17 protein-coding genes and 1 tRNA gene are annotated in these 16,053 nt (G+C 64.1%); 11 read left to right on the forward strand and 7 right to left on the reverse strand.

Annotation, left to right across the window (positions count from 1 at the left end; genetic code table 11):
* Positions 1 to 545: 545 nt before the first annotated feature.
* The 3 genes from ACUCV3_RS01190 to ACUCV3_RS01200 form a co-directional block, all read right to left on the reverse strand.
* Positions 546 to 620: transfer RNA gene (locus ACUCV3_RS01190), tRNA-Glu, on the reverse strand.
* Between the two features lie 306 nt (positions 621 to 926).
* Positions 927 to 1,715, reverse strand: a complete 789-nt coding sequence (locus ACUCV3_RS01195; protein WP_125985855.1) for a SapC family protein — start codon at positions 1,713 to 1,715, stop codon at positions 927 to 929.
* A 116-nt stretch (positions 1,716 to 1,831) separates the two neighbouring features.
* On the reverse strand, positions 1,832 to 3,286 hold the full coding sequence (locus ACUCV3_RS01200) for an FAD-binding oxidoreductase (protein WP_279731308.1): 1,455 nt from the start codon (positions 3,284 to 3,286) through the stop codon (positions 1,832 to 1,834).
* Between the two features lie 77 nt (positions 3,287 to 3,363).
* On the opposite strand from ACUCV3_RS01200, the gene ACUCV3_RS01205 reads away from it, so the two are divergent.
* The 3 genes from ACUCV3_RS01205 (at position 3,364) to ACUCV3_RS01215 (ending at position 5,799) form a co-directional block, all read left to right on the forward strand.
* Positions 3,364 to 3,795 (forward strand): hypothetical protein, encoded by a 432-nt coding sequence (locus ACUCV3_RS01205; RefSeq protein ID WP_279731306.1) that lies wholly within the window; start codon positions 3,364 to 3,366, stop codon positions 3,793 to 3,795.
* Between the two features lie 134 nt (positions 3,796 to 3,929).
* Positions 3,930 to 5,321: a DEAD/DEAH box helicase gene (locus ACUCV3_RS01210; protein WP_097383455.1), complete on the forward strand. Its 1,392-nt coding sequence runs from the start codon at positions 3,930 to 3,932 to the stop codon at positions 5,319 to 5,321.
* Positions 5,322 to 5,418: 97 nt separating this feature from the next.
* Positions 5,419 to 5,799 (forward strand): VOC family protein, encoded by a 381-nt coding sequence (locus ACUCV3_RS01215; RefSeq protein ID WP_099232906.1) that lies wholly within the window; start codon positions 5,419 to 5,421, stop codon positions 5,797 to 5,799.
* Between the two features lie 2 nt (positions 5,800 to 5,801).
* Here the strand turns inward: ACUCV3_RS01215 and radC are convergent, their stop codons facing one another.
* Complete coding sequence (gene radC, locus ACUCV3_RS01220) at positions 5,802 to 6,494, reverse strand: RadC family protein (protein WP_004207398.1); 693 nt, start codon at positions 6,492 to 6,494, stop codon at positions 5,802 to 5,804.
* Between the two features lie 152 nt (positions 6,495 to 6,646).
* Between radC and ACUCV3_RS01225 the strand changes: the two genes are divergently transcribed.
* The 8 genes from ACUCV3_RS01225 to ACUCV3_RS01260 all read left to right on the forward strand — a co-directional run bounded on the left by ACUCV3_RS01225 (position 6,647) and on the right by ACUCV3_RS01260 (position 13,232).
* Positions 6,647 to 9,886, forward strand: coding sequence for an intermembrane phospholipid transport protein YdbH family protein (locus tag ACUCV3_RS01225; RefSeq protein ID WP_482240288.1), 3,240 nt, complete (start codon positions 6,647 to 6,649; stop codon positions 9,884 to 9,886).
* Positions 9,883 to 10,071, forward strand: coding sequence for a YnbE family lipoprotein (locus tag ACUCV3_RS01230; protein WP_004207396.1), 189 nt, complete (start codon positions 9,883 to 9,885; stop codon positions 10,069 to 10,071). The genes ACUCV3_RS01225 and ACUCV3_RS01230 overlap by 4 nt, the downstream gene beginning before the upstream one ends.
* A complete protein-coding gene (locus ACUCV3_RS01235; protein WP_270093144.1) occupies positions 10,068 to 10,454 on the forward strand; it encodes a YdbL family probable chaperone protein in 387 nt (128 codons plus the stop codon). Before ACUCV3_RS01230 ends, ACUCV3_RS01235 begins: the two co-directional genes overlap by 4 nt.
* 173 nt (positions 10,455 to 10,627) lie before the next feature.
* Entirely contained in the window at positions 10,628 to 10,951 is a 324-nt protein-coding gene (locus ACUCV3_RS01240) for an AtpZ/AtpI family protein (protein WP_004207394.1), read from the forward strand.
* Positions 10,952 to 10,997: 46 nt separating this feature from the next.
* Positions 10,998 to 11,783: a F0F1 ATP synthase subunit A gene (locus ACUCV3_RS01245; protein WP_017503282.1), complete on the forward strand. Its 786-nt coding sequence runs from the start codon at positions 10,998 to 11,000 to the stop codon at positions 11,781 to 11,783.
* 52 nt (positions 11,784 to 11,835) lie between these two features.
* Positions 11,836 to 12,063, forward strand: coding sequence for a F0F1 ATP synthase subunit C (locus ACUCV3_RS01250; protein ID WP_004207392.1), 228 nt, complete (start codon positions 11,836 to 11,838; stop codon positions 12,061 to 12,063).
* Between the two features lie 67 nt (positions 12,064 to 12,130).
* On the forward strand, positions 12,131 to 12,625 hold the full coding sequence (locus ACUCV3_RS01255) for a F0F1 ATP synthase subunit B family protein (protein WP_004207391.1): 495 nt from the start codon (positions 12,131 to 12,133) through the stop codon (positions 12,623 to 12,625).
* Positions 12,618 to 13,232: a F0F1 ATP synthase subunit B family protein gene (locus tag ACUCV3_RS01260; protein WP_004207390.1), complete on the forward strand. Its 615-nt coding sequence runs from the start codon at positions 12,618 to 12,620 to the stop codon at positions 13,230 to 13,232. Before ACUCV3_RS01255 ends, ACUCV3_RS01260 begins: the two co-directional genes overlap by 8 nt.
* Before the next feature lie 65 nt (positions 13,233 to 13,297).
* Here the strand turns inward: ACUCV3_RS01260 and ACUCV3_RS01265 are convergent, their stop codons facing one another.
* From ACUCV3_RS01265 to ACUCV3_RS01275, 3 genes are all read right to left on the reverse strand, one after another.
* Entirely contained in the window at positions 13,298 to 13,822 is a 525-nt protein-coding gene (locus tag ACUCV3_RS01265; protein WP_279731296.1) for a GNAT family N-acetyltransferase, read from the reverse strand.
* Between the two features lie 70 nt (positions 13,823 to 13,892).
* The gene (locus ACUCV3_RS01270; protein ID WP_482240289.1) at positions 13,893 to 14,807 is read right to left on the reverse strand and encodes an HAD family hydrolase; all 915 of its coding nucleotides are present in this window, start codon (positions 14,805 to 14,807) and stop codon (positions 13,893 to 13,895) included.
* Between the two features lie 142 nt (positions 14,808 to 14,949).
* Positions 14,950 to 16,002, reverse strand: a complete 1,053-nt coding sequence (locus tag ACUCV3_RS01275) for an NAD(P)-dependent alcohol dehydrogenase (protein WP_279731293.1) — start codon at positions 16,000 to 16,002, stop codon at positions 14,950 to 14,952.
* Positions 16,003 to 16,053 lie beyond the last annotated feature (51 nt).

The raw sequence follows: 16,053 nt of genomic DNA on the forward strand, positions 1-16,053 counted from the left end.
CTGTCAGCTTTGGACTTCCAATTCCGCATAGTTCCGATAGATTGAGAAGGCTTCATCCCATTTGGCAGACTCCAACAAGGAGACCTTCTGCCGTGCGTAAGAGCCTGCCAAGAATTAACGCGCCACTTCCTGTCGAGAAGTCAAAGCCACCTACACTCATTGATCCCATCAGCGTAAGGATCGCGGTAGCGGTGACAATGACGGGGTTAAGCCGGTCCCGCCTCTATGAGCTGATCAAATCCGGTGAGTTGGAGATCGTGAAAGATCGAAGTTCGACTTTGATCATGGTTGCAAGTTTGCGTGAGGCGATCGAGCGACGGCGATCACGCTAAAGCCCAGACAAGAATGCGGAGTGGGGCTCAGGCAGGTGTAGCCTCGCGCTGCACAACGCTGGTCAACTGAGCCAGCGGCGAGGCACTACGCCGCAGTTCATCAAGAAAAATTTTTCCAAGCGCGTCCTACACAATCCCAGACGGTCAAAAGGACAAGAAATAGGCAAAATGGTATTTTGGGGCCAACCTCAAGAGCTAAGTCATTGAAAAGATTGGTGACCCCTACGGGAATCGAACCCGTGTTTCAGCCGTGAGAGGGCCGCGTCCTAACCGCTAGACGAAGGGGCCGTATGTCGCATGGGCGACAGGCAGGGGCGTGCCTTTAGGCAGGGCTGGCGATGGCGTCAAGCGAAAGCAGCGAAAATTTCCGGCGACCTACGCTGACTGCAGCCCATAAAAAAACCACCCCATGCGATGCACGGGGTGGCCAGGTTCAGGGAGGAGACGCCTCCAAGGGGGAGGCGCCCTATACGACACACCCGAAAGGGGGGCAGGTGCATCGCATGCAACAGAAATAGGACAGGGCGCGGCTGCTTTCAAGAGCAAGCCCCGCCCTGTCCCGATATATTTGCGATTAACGGAGTTAATCAGGCTTTAGGCGTCTGCTGGCACCGGTGCGGCCGGTACAGCGATGGGGCCCTTGCCCTGGCTGACCTGGCCTTCAAAGATCTCGCGCATCAGCTGCAGCGAGAAGAGGTGGGCGTGAATCAGCGGCAGCAGGCCGTTCTGATTGATCTTGCGCAGCTGGTCACCGCGCAGGTCGCGCAGCTTTTCCTCGTTCACCATGCGGAAGCCGCGATAGACGAAGGGCTGTTCGTTGTTCGGGGTCTGGATCGCGACTTCGCCGTCCATCAGCAGGTCCATCTCGGCCAGATCCTTCATGAACTGGCCGGTGCGGGCGGCTGCCTGCTCAAAATCCTCGCAGAACTTCAGGATGCCCTTGGTCACGTCGGTCGGCTGGCCATTTTCAAACAGGACCGGGCCATCGCCTTCGGTGCCGATCGCCTTGCTGGTCGGGTCGAAGCAGAGCGAAAGTTCGTCGCTGTCGGGACGCAGCTTGGCCAGCATCCAGGGGTAACGGCGGACATAGGCCGGGACATAGGCCGGGCCGCGCAGCTTGCCTTCGTCATCGACGAAGACGTTCACGCCTTCATTGAGGCCCATCAGCGCGAGCGGCACCGAATCCTGACCAGCCGAGAAGATGATCGGCACGAAACGCTGAGCCGAGACGAATTCGTCGATCGTCAGCGGCACGGCGTGCTGGGTCACCAGGAACGGAGCGGCATCGACCGGCTGGGTGCGATAATCGGCATGATCGACGGTGCTGAGCGGGATCAGGTCGTTGTAGAAGATGGGAAGGCTGTTCGCGGGCGCGCTGGCCATGATGTTGTTCCGTCCTGTTAGAAAGCGCGCAAGGCTTGCGTCGCTGATCCGAATATGGGTGTGACGGGATAATCGGAGCTATCCCGCTAGGCAATCGCTTTGTGGATATGCTGCGCTCAACCCTCGTCGGGGCGAGGGATGAGCTTGTCGGGGTTCATGATGCCGCCCGGATCGAAGGCTGTCTTTATCGCGCGCAGGGCATGGATGCGGGCCGGGCTGGCGAGGCGTCCGAGTTCGGCGCGCTTCATCTGGCCAATGCCATGCTCGGCCGAGATGGAACCGCCCGCGGCGACCACCGCGTCATGGACGAAGGCGTTGATCGCCTGGCCCTGCGCCGCGATCCAGGCCGGACCGTCGCTGGTGCCCCTGGGCGCGCGGACATGGAAATGGACATTGCCATCGCCCAGATGACCGAAGGAAGAGGCGGTCGTGCCGGGGAAGGCTGCTTCGGCGGCGGCGGCAGCCTCCAGCATGAAGGCCGGCATGCGCGGCACCGGCACGCTGATGTCATATTGCAGCGCGGGCCCCTGCGCCTTTTCGGATTCCGACAGGGATTCGCGGATGCGCCAGAAGGCCTCTGCCTGGGATTCGCTGGCGGCAATGGCGGCGTCGATCGCGATGCCGCGTTCCAGCGCCAGGCTGAGCGCACCTTCCAGCCGCTCGGTCGGGCCGGGCTCGCGCATGTCGCCATGGTCGACCTCGATCAGCACATGCCAGGGCGTGCGGGTCTCGATCGGGCAGCGCGTGCCGGGAATATGGGACAGGACATGGCCAAGGCCATCGTCGGCAATCACCTCGAACCCCTCGACGCTGTCACCCAGTTCGCCTTCGACCAGACGCAGCAGGGCGAGGGCATCGGCGGGCGTCTGCACACCGACCCAGCCGACCGCGCGGGCGGCGATGGCGGGCACCAGCCGCAGGGCGGCCGCGGTGATGACGCCCAGCGTACCCTCCGCACCGATCAGCAACTGTTTGATGTCATAGCCGCGATTATCCTTCTTGAGCGCGTCCAGCCCGTCGAAGATGCTGCCATCAGGCAGCACAGCCTCGATCCCCTCGACCAGCGCGCGCATCGTGCCGTGGCGCAGCACCTGGGTGCCGCCGGCATTGGTCGAGACGAGGCCGCCGATCGTGGCTGATCCCTTGGCGCCCAGGCTGAGCGGAAAGCGACGGCCGGCCGCTTCGGCGGCGTCGTGCAGGTTGGAAAGGATGACCCCGGCCTCGCACACCGCCAGATTGTCGTCGGCCGACAGGTTGCGGATCTGGTTCATGCGGCGCAGCGAGAGGATCAAGGCCGATCCGTCGGCCGGCGGTGTCGCGCCGCCGACCATTGATGTGTTGCCGCCCTGGGGGACGAGGGCGATGCCCATCTCCGCTGCCAGCGCCACGCAGTCGGCCACTTCGCGCGTCGTGGTGGGGGACAGGATCGCGCGGGCCTTTCCATGATAGCGGCCGCGCCAGTCGCTGACCCAGGGGGCGATATCGTCGGCATCGGTAATGACGCCCTTGGGGCCGAGCAGGGCGACGAAGCGATCGATGGCATCCTGTGCGATTATGGCTTGTTCTGTCATGGGACATGCTATGCCCCGGAATTCATCGACGGTTCAACCGTTGGCCGATAGCTTGCCACTCCCAAAAGGGGTTCCGCTTGGTTCATACCATCCTGATGCTGCTTGCAGCGCCTGCTGCCGACCCGGTGCAATGGGCGCAACTGACGATCGAGCAGCGCGTGATCATTCGTGTTCCGATGGCCAAGGGGCGGGCGCCGACGCGAGTCGTGCCCAAGAGCGACGAGCGCTGGGACGAGAAGAAGGGGCCGCGCTGTGTGGCGCTGCGATCGATTCGCGGGGCCAGCATCGTGGTGTCCAACGGGGTCGACCTGATCCTGGCGGACAAGCATCGCTACCGCGCGCGGCTGGAGCGGGGATGCGATTCCGCCAGCTTCTATTCCGGCTTCTATGTCGAGCCGGACGAGGATGGGTCGCTCTGTTCGGGGCGGGACGAGTTGCAGGCCCGCAGTGGCGCGAGTTGCGGGATCGACAGCTTCAGGCGGCTGGTGGAAGCGGACGCCGAGGATTGATCGGCAGAAAAACGGCTGGTTCGGCCAGCATATTGCGCGATTTCCTTGACAAGATGGCGATATTTTCGCAAGTCGCGCGCGATTTCCGTCGTGCGGACGCGCAGGACGGCCAACCTCCTGTCCCGGACATTTGAATGACTTTTGCCGATCTCGGCCTCTCCGACGAATTGCTCAAGGCCGTAACTGAGGCGGGTTACGACACGCCCACGCCGATCCAGGCGCAGGCGATCCCGCCGGTGCTGATGATGAAGGACATCATCGGCATCGCGCAGACGGGCACGGGCAAGACCGCCAGCTTCGTGCTGCCGATGATCGACATCCTCGCGCACGGCCGTGCCCGTGCGCTGATGCCGCGCAGCCTGATCCTGGAGCCGACCCGCGAACTCGCTGCCCAGGTGGCCGAGAATTTCGAGAAATACGGCAAATATCACAAGCTCTCCATGGCGCTGCTGATTGGCGGCGTGCAGATGGGCGACCAGATCAAGGCGCTGGAAAAGGGCGTCGACGTGCTGATCGCGACGCCGGGGCGCCTGATGGACCTGTTCCAGCGCGGCAAGATCCTGCTCAACGGCTGCAACATGCTGGTGATCGACGAAGCCGACCGCATGCTCGATATGGGCTTCATCCCGGACATCGAGGAAATCTGCACCAAGCTGCCGGCGCAGCGCCAGACACTTCTCTTCTCTGCCACCATGCCGCCGGTCATCAAGAAGCTGGCCGATCGTTTCCTGGACAATCCCAAGTCGATCGAGGTGGCGCGCCCGGCAACGGCGTCGACCAACATCACTCAGCGACTGGTGAAGGTCGATTCGCGCAAGAAGCGTGAAGCGCTGCGCGCGATGCTGGAAGCAGAAGACGTGCAGAGCGCGGTGATCTTCTGCAACCGCAAGACCACGGTTCGCGAACTGAACAAGAGCCTGCAGCGTCACGGCTTCAAGTCGGGCGAGATCCATGGCGACATCGACCAGGCATCGCGCATCGCCGAACTGGAGCGGTTCCGCGATGGCAGCGTGAACATCCTGGTGGCGTCGGACGTCGCGGCCCGCGGCCTCGATATCAAGGGCGTCAGCCATGTCTTCAATTTCGACGCGCCCTGGCATCCCGATGACTATGTCCACCGCATCGGCCGTACCGGTCGCGCGGGGGCCAAGGGTGTCGCCTATACCTTCGTCGCGGCCGAGGATGCCGAGGCGATCGACAATATCCAGAAGCTGATCGGCACCAAGATCGACTATGTCGAAACGCCGGTCGCGGCTGCGCCTGCGCCGCGCACCAAGGAAGAGCCGCGCAAGGCCGATCGCGAGGAGCGCGACAATGAGCGTTCCGGTGGCCGCGACGCGCGCCGCAAGCCCGAGCGCAAGGATGACCGGCGCAGCGACAAGCGGGATGATCGTCGTGACGACCGCCGCGATGCGCCGGCTGCACGCCCAGCGCCGCATAGCCGCCGTCAGGAACCCGATGATGGTCCGGACGATGGCTGGAACGGTCCGGTGCCCGAATTCCTGAATTTCGGTTTTGGCGGCTGAACGGCGCCACTTTGATTGAAAAGGCCCCCGTCACGCGCAGGCATGGCGGGGGCTTTTTTGTCATGTGACCATGATGGCGCAACGGGAGGGTAAGGCCATGTCCGCAATTCCAGGCGTCGGCGCTTTCGCGATCGTGCCCAGCAATGACGCCGCCCTTGCCCTGGCCTTCTGGGAAAGGCTGGGCTTCGCGCGGGTCGGCGGTGATCACCATTATCATATCATGGAGGGATGGGGGTGCGAGGTGCATCTGACCCAGGCCGGCGCGCCGCCCTGGGATGTGCCGGCGCATAATCCCTTTGGCATCTATCTGCGCACGCCCGATGTGGCGGCGATCGCGGCGCGGGTCGATGATCTGATCATCCGGCCGGGCGGCATTTTGCGCCATCGCGAATGGGGACTGTATGAGGTCGGGATCAACGGGCCGGATGGGCTGCTGGTGCGGATCGGCTGGCCGTCCGAACTGATCGAGGGCGCCTGATTCTACAGCAGTCCCTGCGCACGCAGGCTGCTATGCCCCTGCGCGCCGATGATGATATGGTCGTGGACACCGATGCCCAGCCGCTTGCCTGCCTCGACGATCTGGCGGGTGATCTCGATATCCTGCTTGCTGGGGGACGGATCGCCCGATGGATGATTATGCACCAGGATCAGGGCTGCCGATCCCAGTTCCATGGCTCGTTTGATGACCTCGCGTGTATATATGGCCGCCTGGTCGATCGATCCGTCGCCCATATTCTCGTCGCGGATCAGCATGTTGCGGCTGTTGAGATGCAGCACGCGCACGCGTTCGACATGGAGATAGGCCATGTCGGCGCGCAGATAGTCGAGCAGTGCCTGCCAACTGCCCAGCACCGGTCGTTCCGCCACATCGTTGCGCAGCATTCGCAGTGCGGTGGCCTGGACGATCTTGATCGCGGCGACGCTGGTATCGCCCATGCCGGGCACCCGTGCGATCGCCTGCCAGTCGGCCGCCATCAATCCGCCGATCCCGCCAAATTCGCGCAGCAGCAGCCGAGCCAGCGGCTTGGTGTCGCGGCGGGGGATGGCAAGGGCGAGCAGATATTCGATCAGTTCATGGTCGAGCAGCCCGTCGCCGCCTTCGGCCAGGCGCTGGCGCAGGCGGGCGCGATGACCGGCACCATCCTGGCTCGCGCGTTCGTCCTTTTCGGTCATGCTGGCGATCCCCCATTCCCCGGCAAATGAAGGCTAGGCTTTGCGGATTTCGTGGGCAAGGCTATTTCAGGGGTGGATATTTCCAATGGGTCGGACGTTATGGATGCGTTACGGACCTGAAGTGCGAGCGAAAGTCGGGGTTGGCCAGGCAGATGGAAGACGAGAACGGCGAAGCCGAAATTCGCCGGGGCTGGCTGCGCTGGCTGGGTGTCGGGACGGGTTCGCTCGGCCTGGTGCTGGTCGCGCTGTGGACGCAGCGCGCGCCGATCGCCGAGAATTTCGTCAATCGCGAACTCAACCGGCGCGGGGTCCAGGCCAATTATGACCTGACGCAGGTGGGCCTGCGCACCCAGCGGATCGAGAATGTCGTGCTGGGCGATCCGGCACGGCCGGACCTGACCGCCCGCTGGGTGGAGGTCGACATCGCCTTTTCCGGCGTGACGCCACAGGTGGCGGCGGTTCGCGCCAGTGGTGTGCGGATGCGTGGCGCCTATCGCGACGGCGTGCTGACGCTGGGCGAACTGGACAAGTTTCGGGATCCCGATTCGACTGCCCCCTTCGCCATGCCCGACCTGCTGCTTCATCTGCGCGACGCGCGGTTGCGGCTGGATACCGACGCGGGGGCAGTCGGCATGCAGATCGATGGCAATGGCAATCTGAAATCGGGTTTCCGCGGCAAGCTGGCCGCTGCCATGCCCAGGGCACGGATGGCCGGCTGTGGCGTGGCCAGGGCCAGCGCCTGGCTGGACGTGGCGATGGTGGACGGCCGGCCGCATCTGCGCGGGCCGATCAAGGGCGATGCGCTCGCCTGCGCGGACATGGCGATGGCTGCGCCGACGGCCGACATCGATCTGTGGCTTGGCCAGGGGCTCGACCGCTGGAACGGATCGGCCAAGCTGGCGGGCGAGGCGCTCAAGGCGCAGGGCATGCTGCTGGCGGCCCCGGTCGGTCGGATCGAGTTCGACGGTACGGCCAAGGCCATGGCCGGGCGGGCGCGGATCGGCGCACGCGCCTTCTCCGGTGCCGGGGTGCTGGCGGGGCCAACCGAACTGGCCGGTGACTGGACGCTGCGCGGCGGTGATGCGACCTTCAGCGGCGATCTGACCGCGCGGAACGGACGGATGGCCGGGCGCGATCCGCTGGCGTCGTTGCGGACCTCGACGGCCGGCACGCCGGTGGCGCCGCTGGCCCTGCGGTTGGCGGATGCAGCCCGGCGGGCCGGGGCGGATAATCTGCTGCGGGCGCGCGTGGCGCTGGCGCAGAAGGGCGATGCCGGCAGTCTGGTCCTGACCGATACCGAATTTGCAGCGCGCAGCGGCGCGCAGGTGGCCGTGGCGCGCGATGGTCGGGTGACGCTGGCCTGGCCGGGCAAGGGCGGCGCAGCGATCGACTGGGCGCTGGACGGCGCGATCACGTCGCAGGGCGGCGGCTTGCCCAAGGCGGCGCTCCGACTGGCCCGCCGCGCCGGCGGCGGTTTTGGCGGGCAGCTGTTCATCGATCCCTATACGGCCGACGGCGCTCGACTGGCGTTCGAGCCTGTCCGATTCGTTGCCGGGCCGAAGGGCGACACGCGCTTCACGACCGCGTTGCGGCTGGATGGGCCGCTGCCCGATGGGGCTGTTCGCGGTCTTGGCCTGCCGATCGATGGCCGGCTGGCGTCTAATGGCGCGATCGCGATCAACGAACATTGCGCGCCACTGACCTTGCTGGAAGCGCGCTATGGCAGCTTCGCGCTGGGGCAGACCCGGCAGACGCTCTGCCCGCTGCCCAATTCGGCGCTTTTTGCCATGGGGCCGGGCGGCATGAAGGGTGGTGCGGAGCTTCGCAATGTCGCGCTGAACGGGCGAAGCGGTGACAGCCCGATGCTGATCAAGGCGGACAATGCCCGGCTGATATTGGGCCAGACCGGCTTCACCCTGGGCAATGCAGACTTCGCCATTGGCCCGGAGGATGCGCCGGTTCGCCTGTCTGCGACGAGCGTCACCGGCGCGGCGACGAAGAATGGCTTTGCCGGCGACATCAAGGGCGCGGGCGGAAGGATCGGCACCGTGCCGCTGATCGTCGAGCAGGGTGCGGGCGGCTGGGCCTTTGCCAAGGGTGCGCTGTCGCTCAAGGCGGCGATGCAGGTGCGCGATGCGCAGCCTTCGGTGCGCTTCAACCCCTTGTCTGTGTCTGACTTTGCCCTGGCGATGAAAGATGGCCGAATCACCGCGACCGGTACGCTGCAGGTGCCGGGCAAGGGTGTCACGGTGGCACGCGCCGATATTGCGCACGACCTGGGCAGCGGGAAGGGGCATGCCGACCTGACCGTGCCGGACCTGGGCTTCGGGCCGGGATTGCAGCCGGAGGAACTGACGCCGCTGACGCTCGGCGTGATCGCCAATGTCGCTGGCCGCGTGACCGGCGAGGGGCATATTCGCTGGACCGGTTCCGATGTCAGCAGCGATGGCGTCTTCCGGACCGACCGGCTGGATCTGGCGGCGGCCTTCGGCCCGGTCGAGGGACTGTCGGGCGAGATCCGCTTCTCCGACCTGCTCAACATGGTGACGCCGACCGGACAGGAGGCGCGAATCGCGCTGGTCAATCCGGGGGTCGAGGCACGCAATGGTACGGTGCGCTATCGATTGGGTGCCGGCCAGAAGGTGCATATCGAGGGCGGCGGCTTTCCCTTTTCGGGCGGTGAACTGGTGCTTCTGCCCACGACCATGGACTTTGGTGCTGATGTCGACCGCTATCTGACCTTCCGGGTCATCGGCCTCGACGCCGGCGCCTTCATCCAGGCTATGGACCTCAAGAATGTGTCGGCGACCGGCACGTTCGACGGCATCATGCCGCTGATCTTCAATGCGCAGGGCGGGCGGGTTGCCGGCGGCGTGCTGGTCGCACGGCAGCAGGGCATGGCGCCGCTGATCATGCCCGAGGGCGTGCTGCCTAGCATCCCCTGCGATCCAACGCGCCAGTCCGGCGTGCTGTCCTATGTGGGGCCAGTGTCGAACGAACAAGTCGGAGTTATGGGCAAGGTCGCCTTCGATGCGCTGAAGGATCTGCAATATAAATGCCTCACCATCCTGATGGATGGCGCGCTGGATGGCGAGATGGTGACCAATGTGGTGTTCAACGGCGTCAACCGGGGCCAATTGGGCGGGGCGCCGCAGGGGATAGCGAAAAGCTTCGTCGGCCTGCCCTTCATCTTCAACGTGCGGATTTCCGCGCCTTTTCGCGGCCTGATGAAATCCGCCCAATCCTATGTCGACCCGTCGCAGGTGATCCGCGACCAGATTGGCGAGGATGCCCAGCAGAAGATGCGCGCACAAAGCGCGGCCGATCTGCAATCTGGTCTTGCGGTTCAGCCTGCGGCAAGCGAGACTGTGTCAAATACGGAGCCGAAATGAAGATAGCAGCAATCATGATGGCCGGTCTGGCCGCTTCGGCCCTGGGGGGATGCATCCAGGTCAAGGCCCCGGACAAGCCGATCGAGATCAATCTGAACGTGAAGGTCCAGCAGGAGGTCGTCGTCCGTCTGGAGAAGGACGCCAAGGATCTGATCAACAATAACCCGGAGTTGTTCCCGCAATGACACGCAAGTTCATGCTGGCCGCCGCTGTGCTGGGCGGCCTGGTCCTGGCCGGTGCCGCGCAGGCTCAGGGTGGTACGGCCGCCGCGATCGCCGCCGGCACGGTGGGCGAGCAGGCCGATGGCTATCTGGGCATCGCCGGCACGGTGGGCGCGGATGTGCGGGCCGAGGTCGAATCGATCAACATCAAGCGCCGCGCCGTCTATACCGATCTGGCAGGCAAGCGTGGTGTGACGGTGCAGGATGTGGCGGCCGCAACCGGTTGCCAGACGCTCAGCAGCCGGGTGAAGCCGGGGCAGGTCTATCGCGTCGGCGGTGGTGCCTGGCAGACCAAGGGCGCCGGGGCGATCTCTTTGCCGGCCTATTGCGCCACCGCAGGCCAGTAAAATGCGCGTGGCTGGCGGACTTTGACCGCCAGTTCGTCTGGGCAGGATAATCTCCTGCCCAAGTATAGTTGACTATCCGTCATCCCCTTTCTAAACGGGCCGCGCCTTGACGGGTGCAGCCGCAAGCGCCATGCCGCCTGCCATTGGGTTTCAGCCTGATGGAAGGATTGGCAATGGTTGCGGGTGAATCCGGGCAGGACCCGGCGGGGGAAGATGCGCGGATCGCTTCACTGGAAGCGAGAATTGCGCAGGCGGAACATGCCGAGCAGGTCAGACAGGGGACGAAGGTGCAGCAGGCGGACGATGGTTCGCGTCTGGGCAACAGGGTTCTCGCAGAGCTGATCGGTGGTCTTGTCGGTGGTGCGTTGATCGGCTGGGTTCTCGACCGGCTGCTCGGCACATCCCCATGGCTCCTGCTTGTCTTCCTCGGTCTCGGGATCGTGGCGGCGTTCAGGAACATCATCAGATTGACGACGACGAAGCGTTCCGATCAATAGGGGCGCTTTTGTCTTAGTCCGAATATTAGACGGTACAGGGGTCCAAGTGGCAGAATCCGGCAAAATCGATCCGATGCATCAGTTTGCGATCGAACCGCTGTTCGGTACCGATCACCTGTCCATCGGCGGCTTCAACATCGCCTTCACCAACAGTGCGCTCTATATGGTCGCCGCTGCGGTGGTGCTGTGGATCTTCGTGATCGGCGGCATGAAGCGCGAACTGGTGCCCGGTCGTTGGCAGATGGCGGTCGAATATTTCACCGGCTTCATCAAGAACCTGCTGATCTCGAACGTGGGTGAGGGCGGCAAGAAGTACATTCCTTATGTCTTCTCGCTCTTCATGTTCATCCTGATGGCCAACCTTCTGGGTCTGCTGCCGCTGGGTCTGGTCGGGGTCCACCCCTTCACCTTCACCAGCCATTTCACCGCCACCGGCGTGTTGGCGATCATGAGCTTCTCGATCGTGCTGATCGTTGGCTTCTGGAAGCATGGGCTGCACTTCTTCTCCCTGTTCGTGCCGCACGGCACGCCCCTGCCGATGATCCCGGTCATTTTCCCGATCGAGCTGATCTCGTTCATGGTGCGTCCGTTCAGCCTGGGCCTGCGACTGTTCGTGGCGATGACCGCCGGACACGTGCTGCTCAAGGTGCTGGCCGGCTTCGTCATCAACAGCTCGAATGCTGGCCCCGGTTTCGGTCTGACCGTCGGTGCCGCCAGCTTCGTGCTGATGGTCGGTATCAGCGCACTCGAAGTGCTGGTCGCCGTGATCCAGGCCTATGTGTTTGCGCTGCTGACCTCGGTCTACATCAACGACGCCGAAAACCTGCACTGAGTTTTCGTACATTCTTCAACGTTTAATTGGTTTAGAAAAAGGAGTTTAGAACATGGACGCAGAAGCCGCAAAGCTGCTCGGTGCTGGCCTGGCCGCGATCGGTGCGGGCATTGCCGCCCTCGGTGTGGGTAACGTCTTCAGCTCGTTCCTCGAAGGCGCGCTGCGCAATCCGGGTGCCGCTGACGGCCAGCAGGGTCGCCTGTTCATCGGCTTCGCCGCCGCCGAACTTCTGGGTCTGCTGGCGTTCGTTATCGCCATGATCCTGGTCTTCGTGGCCTAAAGATCGACGGGGCGGGCAGCCTGGCTGCCTGCCCCTTGACGACCGCCCCCTTTTCGGACGGATAAAAATGCCTCAAATCGCGCAAATCGCCGATACCTATGCTTCCCAGATATTCTGGCTGCTGCTGACGTTCGGCTTCGTCTTCTTCGTCATCGGCCGCGGCATGGTGCCCAAGGTGCAGGCGACGGCCGACGCGCGCGACGCGAAGATTTCGGGTGATCTCGATGCTGCCAAGGCAGCCTTCGCCCGCGCCGACGAAGCGGAAGCGGACTATCGCGTCCGTGATGCCGAAAGCCGTACCGCCGCCCAGGCGACGCTGGCCAAGGCGAAGGCGGATGCCGCCAAGGCTTCGGAAGCGAAGCTGGCCGCCGCCGATGCGGAGATCCAGGACAAGATCGGCGCTGCCGAAGCCCGGATCAAGACCGCCACGGATGCCGCCATGGCACAGATTGAAACCGTCGCCGCCGATGCGGCGCGCGACATGGTCGTCCGGATTTCCGGCGTGGAAGCGTCGGACGAAGCGGCCCGCAACGCAGTAAAGGCGGCACTGGCTCATGGCTGAGGCAGCAGTAGAGCATAGCGAGGCGCAGGCCCCGCACCTCAATCAGGCAATCCATGCCGAAGGCATGGAGCCGGTTGGCACCGTGGCGCATGAAGGCGTCGCGCCGCATACCGATCCCAAGGCGGTCGGCATGGATGCGACGGCTTGGGTCAGCCTGGCGATGGCGGTGTTCATCGTCATCCTGCTGATCAAGAAGGTGCCCAGCCTGATCGGTGGCGTTCTGGATGGCCGGATCGCCCAGATCAAGGAACAGCTGGCCGAAGCATCGAAGCTTCGTGCCGAAGCCGAAGCGCTCAAGGGCGAATATGAAGCCAAGCTGGCCGCTGCGGCCGGCGAAGCCGACGCCATGCGCAAGTCGGCCGAGCATGAAGCCGAAACGCTTCTGTCCGATGCCAAGGTGCAGGCTGCCGATCTGGTCGCCCGTCGCCAGAAGATGGCGGAAGACAAGATCGGTGCGGCTGAGCGCAGCGCTCTCGCAGACATTCGTGCCAAGGCGGTGAAGGCCGCTACCGGCGCTGCCGCCGCCCTGATTGCCGAAGGCCATGATGCCAAGGCGGACAAGGCGCTGGTCGATGATGCGATCAAGGGTCTCGGCCCGGTCGCCTGATCGAAAAACAGGCAGAATTAGCAAAAGGGTCGGCACCGAAAGGCGTCGGCCCTTTTTGTTTGGGTTCAGGCTGGCGTGCTGTGCGTCCATTCGGATCGCAGCATTCGCATGATCGCGGTATCCCATCGCGCATCGCCAACCCGAACGGAGGACAGGCGGACGCCTTCGGTCACGAAGCCGAGCCGTTCATAGCTGCGGATGGCGGGCCGGTTCCAGGCATAGACATTGAGCTCCAGCCGCTCGACGGCATCGAAGGCAAAGGCGGCGGCGAGCCCAACACGCAGCATCGGCACCGCCAGACCCCGGCCTCGCGCATCGGGCGCGATCGCGACCCGGCCCAGCGTGGCATTGCCGTTGCGCCAGTCGAAGGCGATCTGGACATGGCCGACAAGCTGACCGTCGTCCTGGGCCATCCAGCACAAGCGCGCGGGCGGATCGCTGCGTCCTTCATCCAGCATTGCCGTCATCTGCTCACCGGACAGCGGGAAATGGACAAAAGGCCCACCCCACTGAACGACATCCGCGTCGCTGCCGAACCAGCCCGACAGGGTGGAGAAATGATCGGGGGTGAAGGGAAGGAGATGGACCATAAGACGGTCATAGGCGCGCCAGCCTGCGGAGTGCCACGGCCGGTTGTCCGAAGGTGGCGCGGTCAACGGATCAGACGAAGATGCTGTTCCAGTCCTGCTTCATGCTGACCAGGGTCAGGCCATAATCAGGGGCCTTGTCCAGCGCCTCGGCCAGGGGGCTCAGGAAGAAATCCCGATCATAGGCAAATTCCCGAACGGCATCGTCATGATGCAGCAGGAGCGCCAGCCGTGGCCCTGATCCGGTCTTCACATAGCGGAGCATGGCGAGGTCGCCGTCCGAATTGCCGAAGGCCAGGATCGGGCGACGGCCGATATGAAGGGCGATATTCTGCGCCTTCGCCTCGCGGTCGTCGAAACAGTGGAGTTCGGGCAGCTTGACAAGTTGCGCGACGCCATCACCGTCGATTTCGAACCGGGTGCGAAGGCTGGAGCCGATCACCTGTTCGGGCGGAATGCCATAGACGTCTTCGGCGAAGGCGCGCATCAGGTCGAGCCCGCCGCCCGAGACGATATAGGTCTTGAAATCATGGGCGCGCAGGAAATCGAGCAATTCGATCTGCGGGCGATAGACGCATCGGGTGAAGGGCCGGTCGAGCAGGGGATGATGTGCGGTGGCGAGCCAGTCGCGTGCGATCCTGTCAAATTCCTCTTCGGTCGCACCCGCATGTTCACGGGCGGCAACCTCCAGCAGCCCTAGCTTCCCCAGCGCTTTCATGGCCGGCATGTCCTGCTCGACATAGGCCTTGAAAGGCTGTTGCTGCGCCAGTTCCGGTTCCTGTGCGATCAGCTTTGCGCGCAGCATGCGGCCGAACAGGAACTGGGTCTGAAGTGGCTGTTCCGCCCAGAGCGTGCCGTCATTGTCGAAGGTGGCGATGCGCTGCGGGGCGAGGACATGCTCCGGTCCCGCGCCTGTCACGCGGGCGACGAAATCCAGGATCGCGGCCTTGGCAGGTCCGTCATTCCAGGATGGCAGCGGATCGGACATGACTGGCTCCTTCGCGCTTGGACGTCCGGTGATTGGACCGGGACGGGAAGCTGGGAGCAATCGGGGTTTCCCCCGGAAAGGGGCGGGCATGGCCCGCAGTCGGGGCGAATGGCGCCTGGCCATTCGCCCCTTTGCCTGGCGATCAGGCGGCCAGCGTGGCGTTGTCGATCACGAAGCGATATTTGACGTCGCTCTTCTGCATGCGGGCATAGGCGTCTTCGATGTCCTGGATGCGGATCATCTCAATGTCCGCAACGATGCCCTTCTCTGCGCAGAAATCGAGCATCTCCTGCGTTTCGGCGATGCCACCGATCAGCGAGCCGGCAATGCTGCGGCGCTTGAAGATCAGCGCGCCGACATTGGGCGAGGGGTGGGCATGTTCGGGCACGCCGACCAGTGTCATCGTCCCGTCGCGCTTCAGCAGAGTGGTGAAGGCGTCGAGATTATGGCTGGCCGCGACGGTGTTCAGGATGAAGTCGAAGCTGTTGGCATGGGCCTGCATTTCCTCGGTGTTGCGCGAGACGACGACTTCGTCGGCGCCCAGGTCCAGCGCGTCCTGGCGCTTGGATTCCGAGGTGGTAAAGGCCACCACCTTGGCGCCCATGGCATGGGCCAGCTTGATGCCCATATGGCCCAGGCCGCCAATGCCGACGATGCCGACCTTCTGGCCGGGGCCGACCTTCCAGTGGCGCAGCGGCGACCAGGTGGTGATGCCCGCGCACAGCAGTGGCGCCACGGCGGCGAGCTGATCGGCGGGGTGGCTGATCTTCAGGACGAACTTGTCCTTCACCACGATATTCTGCGAATAGCCGCCCAGCGTGTGGCCCGGCGCATCATCGGTCTTGCCATTATAGGTGCCGACAAAGCCGCTCTCGCAATATTGCTCCAGCCCTTCGTCGCAGGAGGGGCAGCCCTGGCAACTGTCGACCATGCAGCCGACGCCGACCGTGTCGCCGACCTTGAAGGCGCTGACATGATCGCCAACGGCGGTCACATGGCCGACGATCTCGTGGCCGGGAACGCAGGGATAGAGGGTGCCGTCCCATTCGGAACGGACCTGGTGCAGGTCCGAATGGCAGACGCCGCAATAGGCGATATCGATCGCGACATCATGCGGACCGACGGCGCGGCGTTCGATGTCGAGGGCTTCGAGCGGCTTGTCGGCGGCGTTGGCGCCATAGGCTTTGGTGGCCATGGGGATGTCCCTTTGCTTGAGGTTCGCGGTGTGCAGGGCATATGCCCCTCC

It is taken from the genome of Sphingobium sp. VMM (assembly GCF_056790315.1).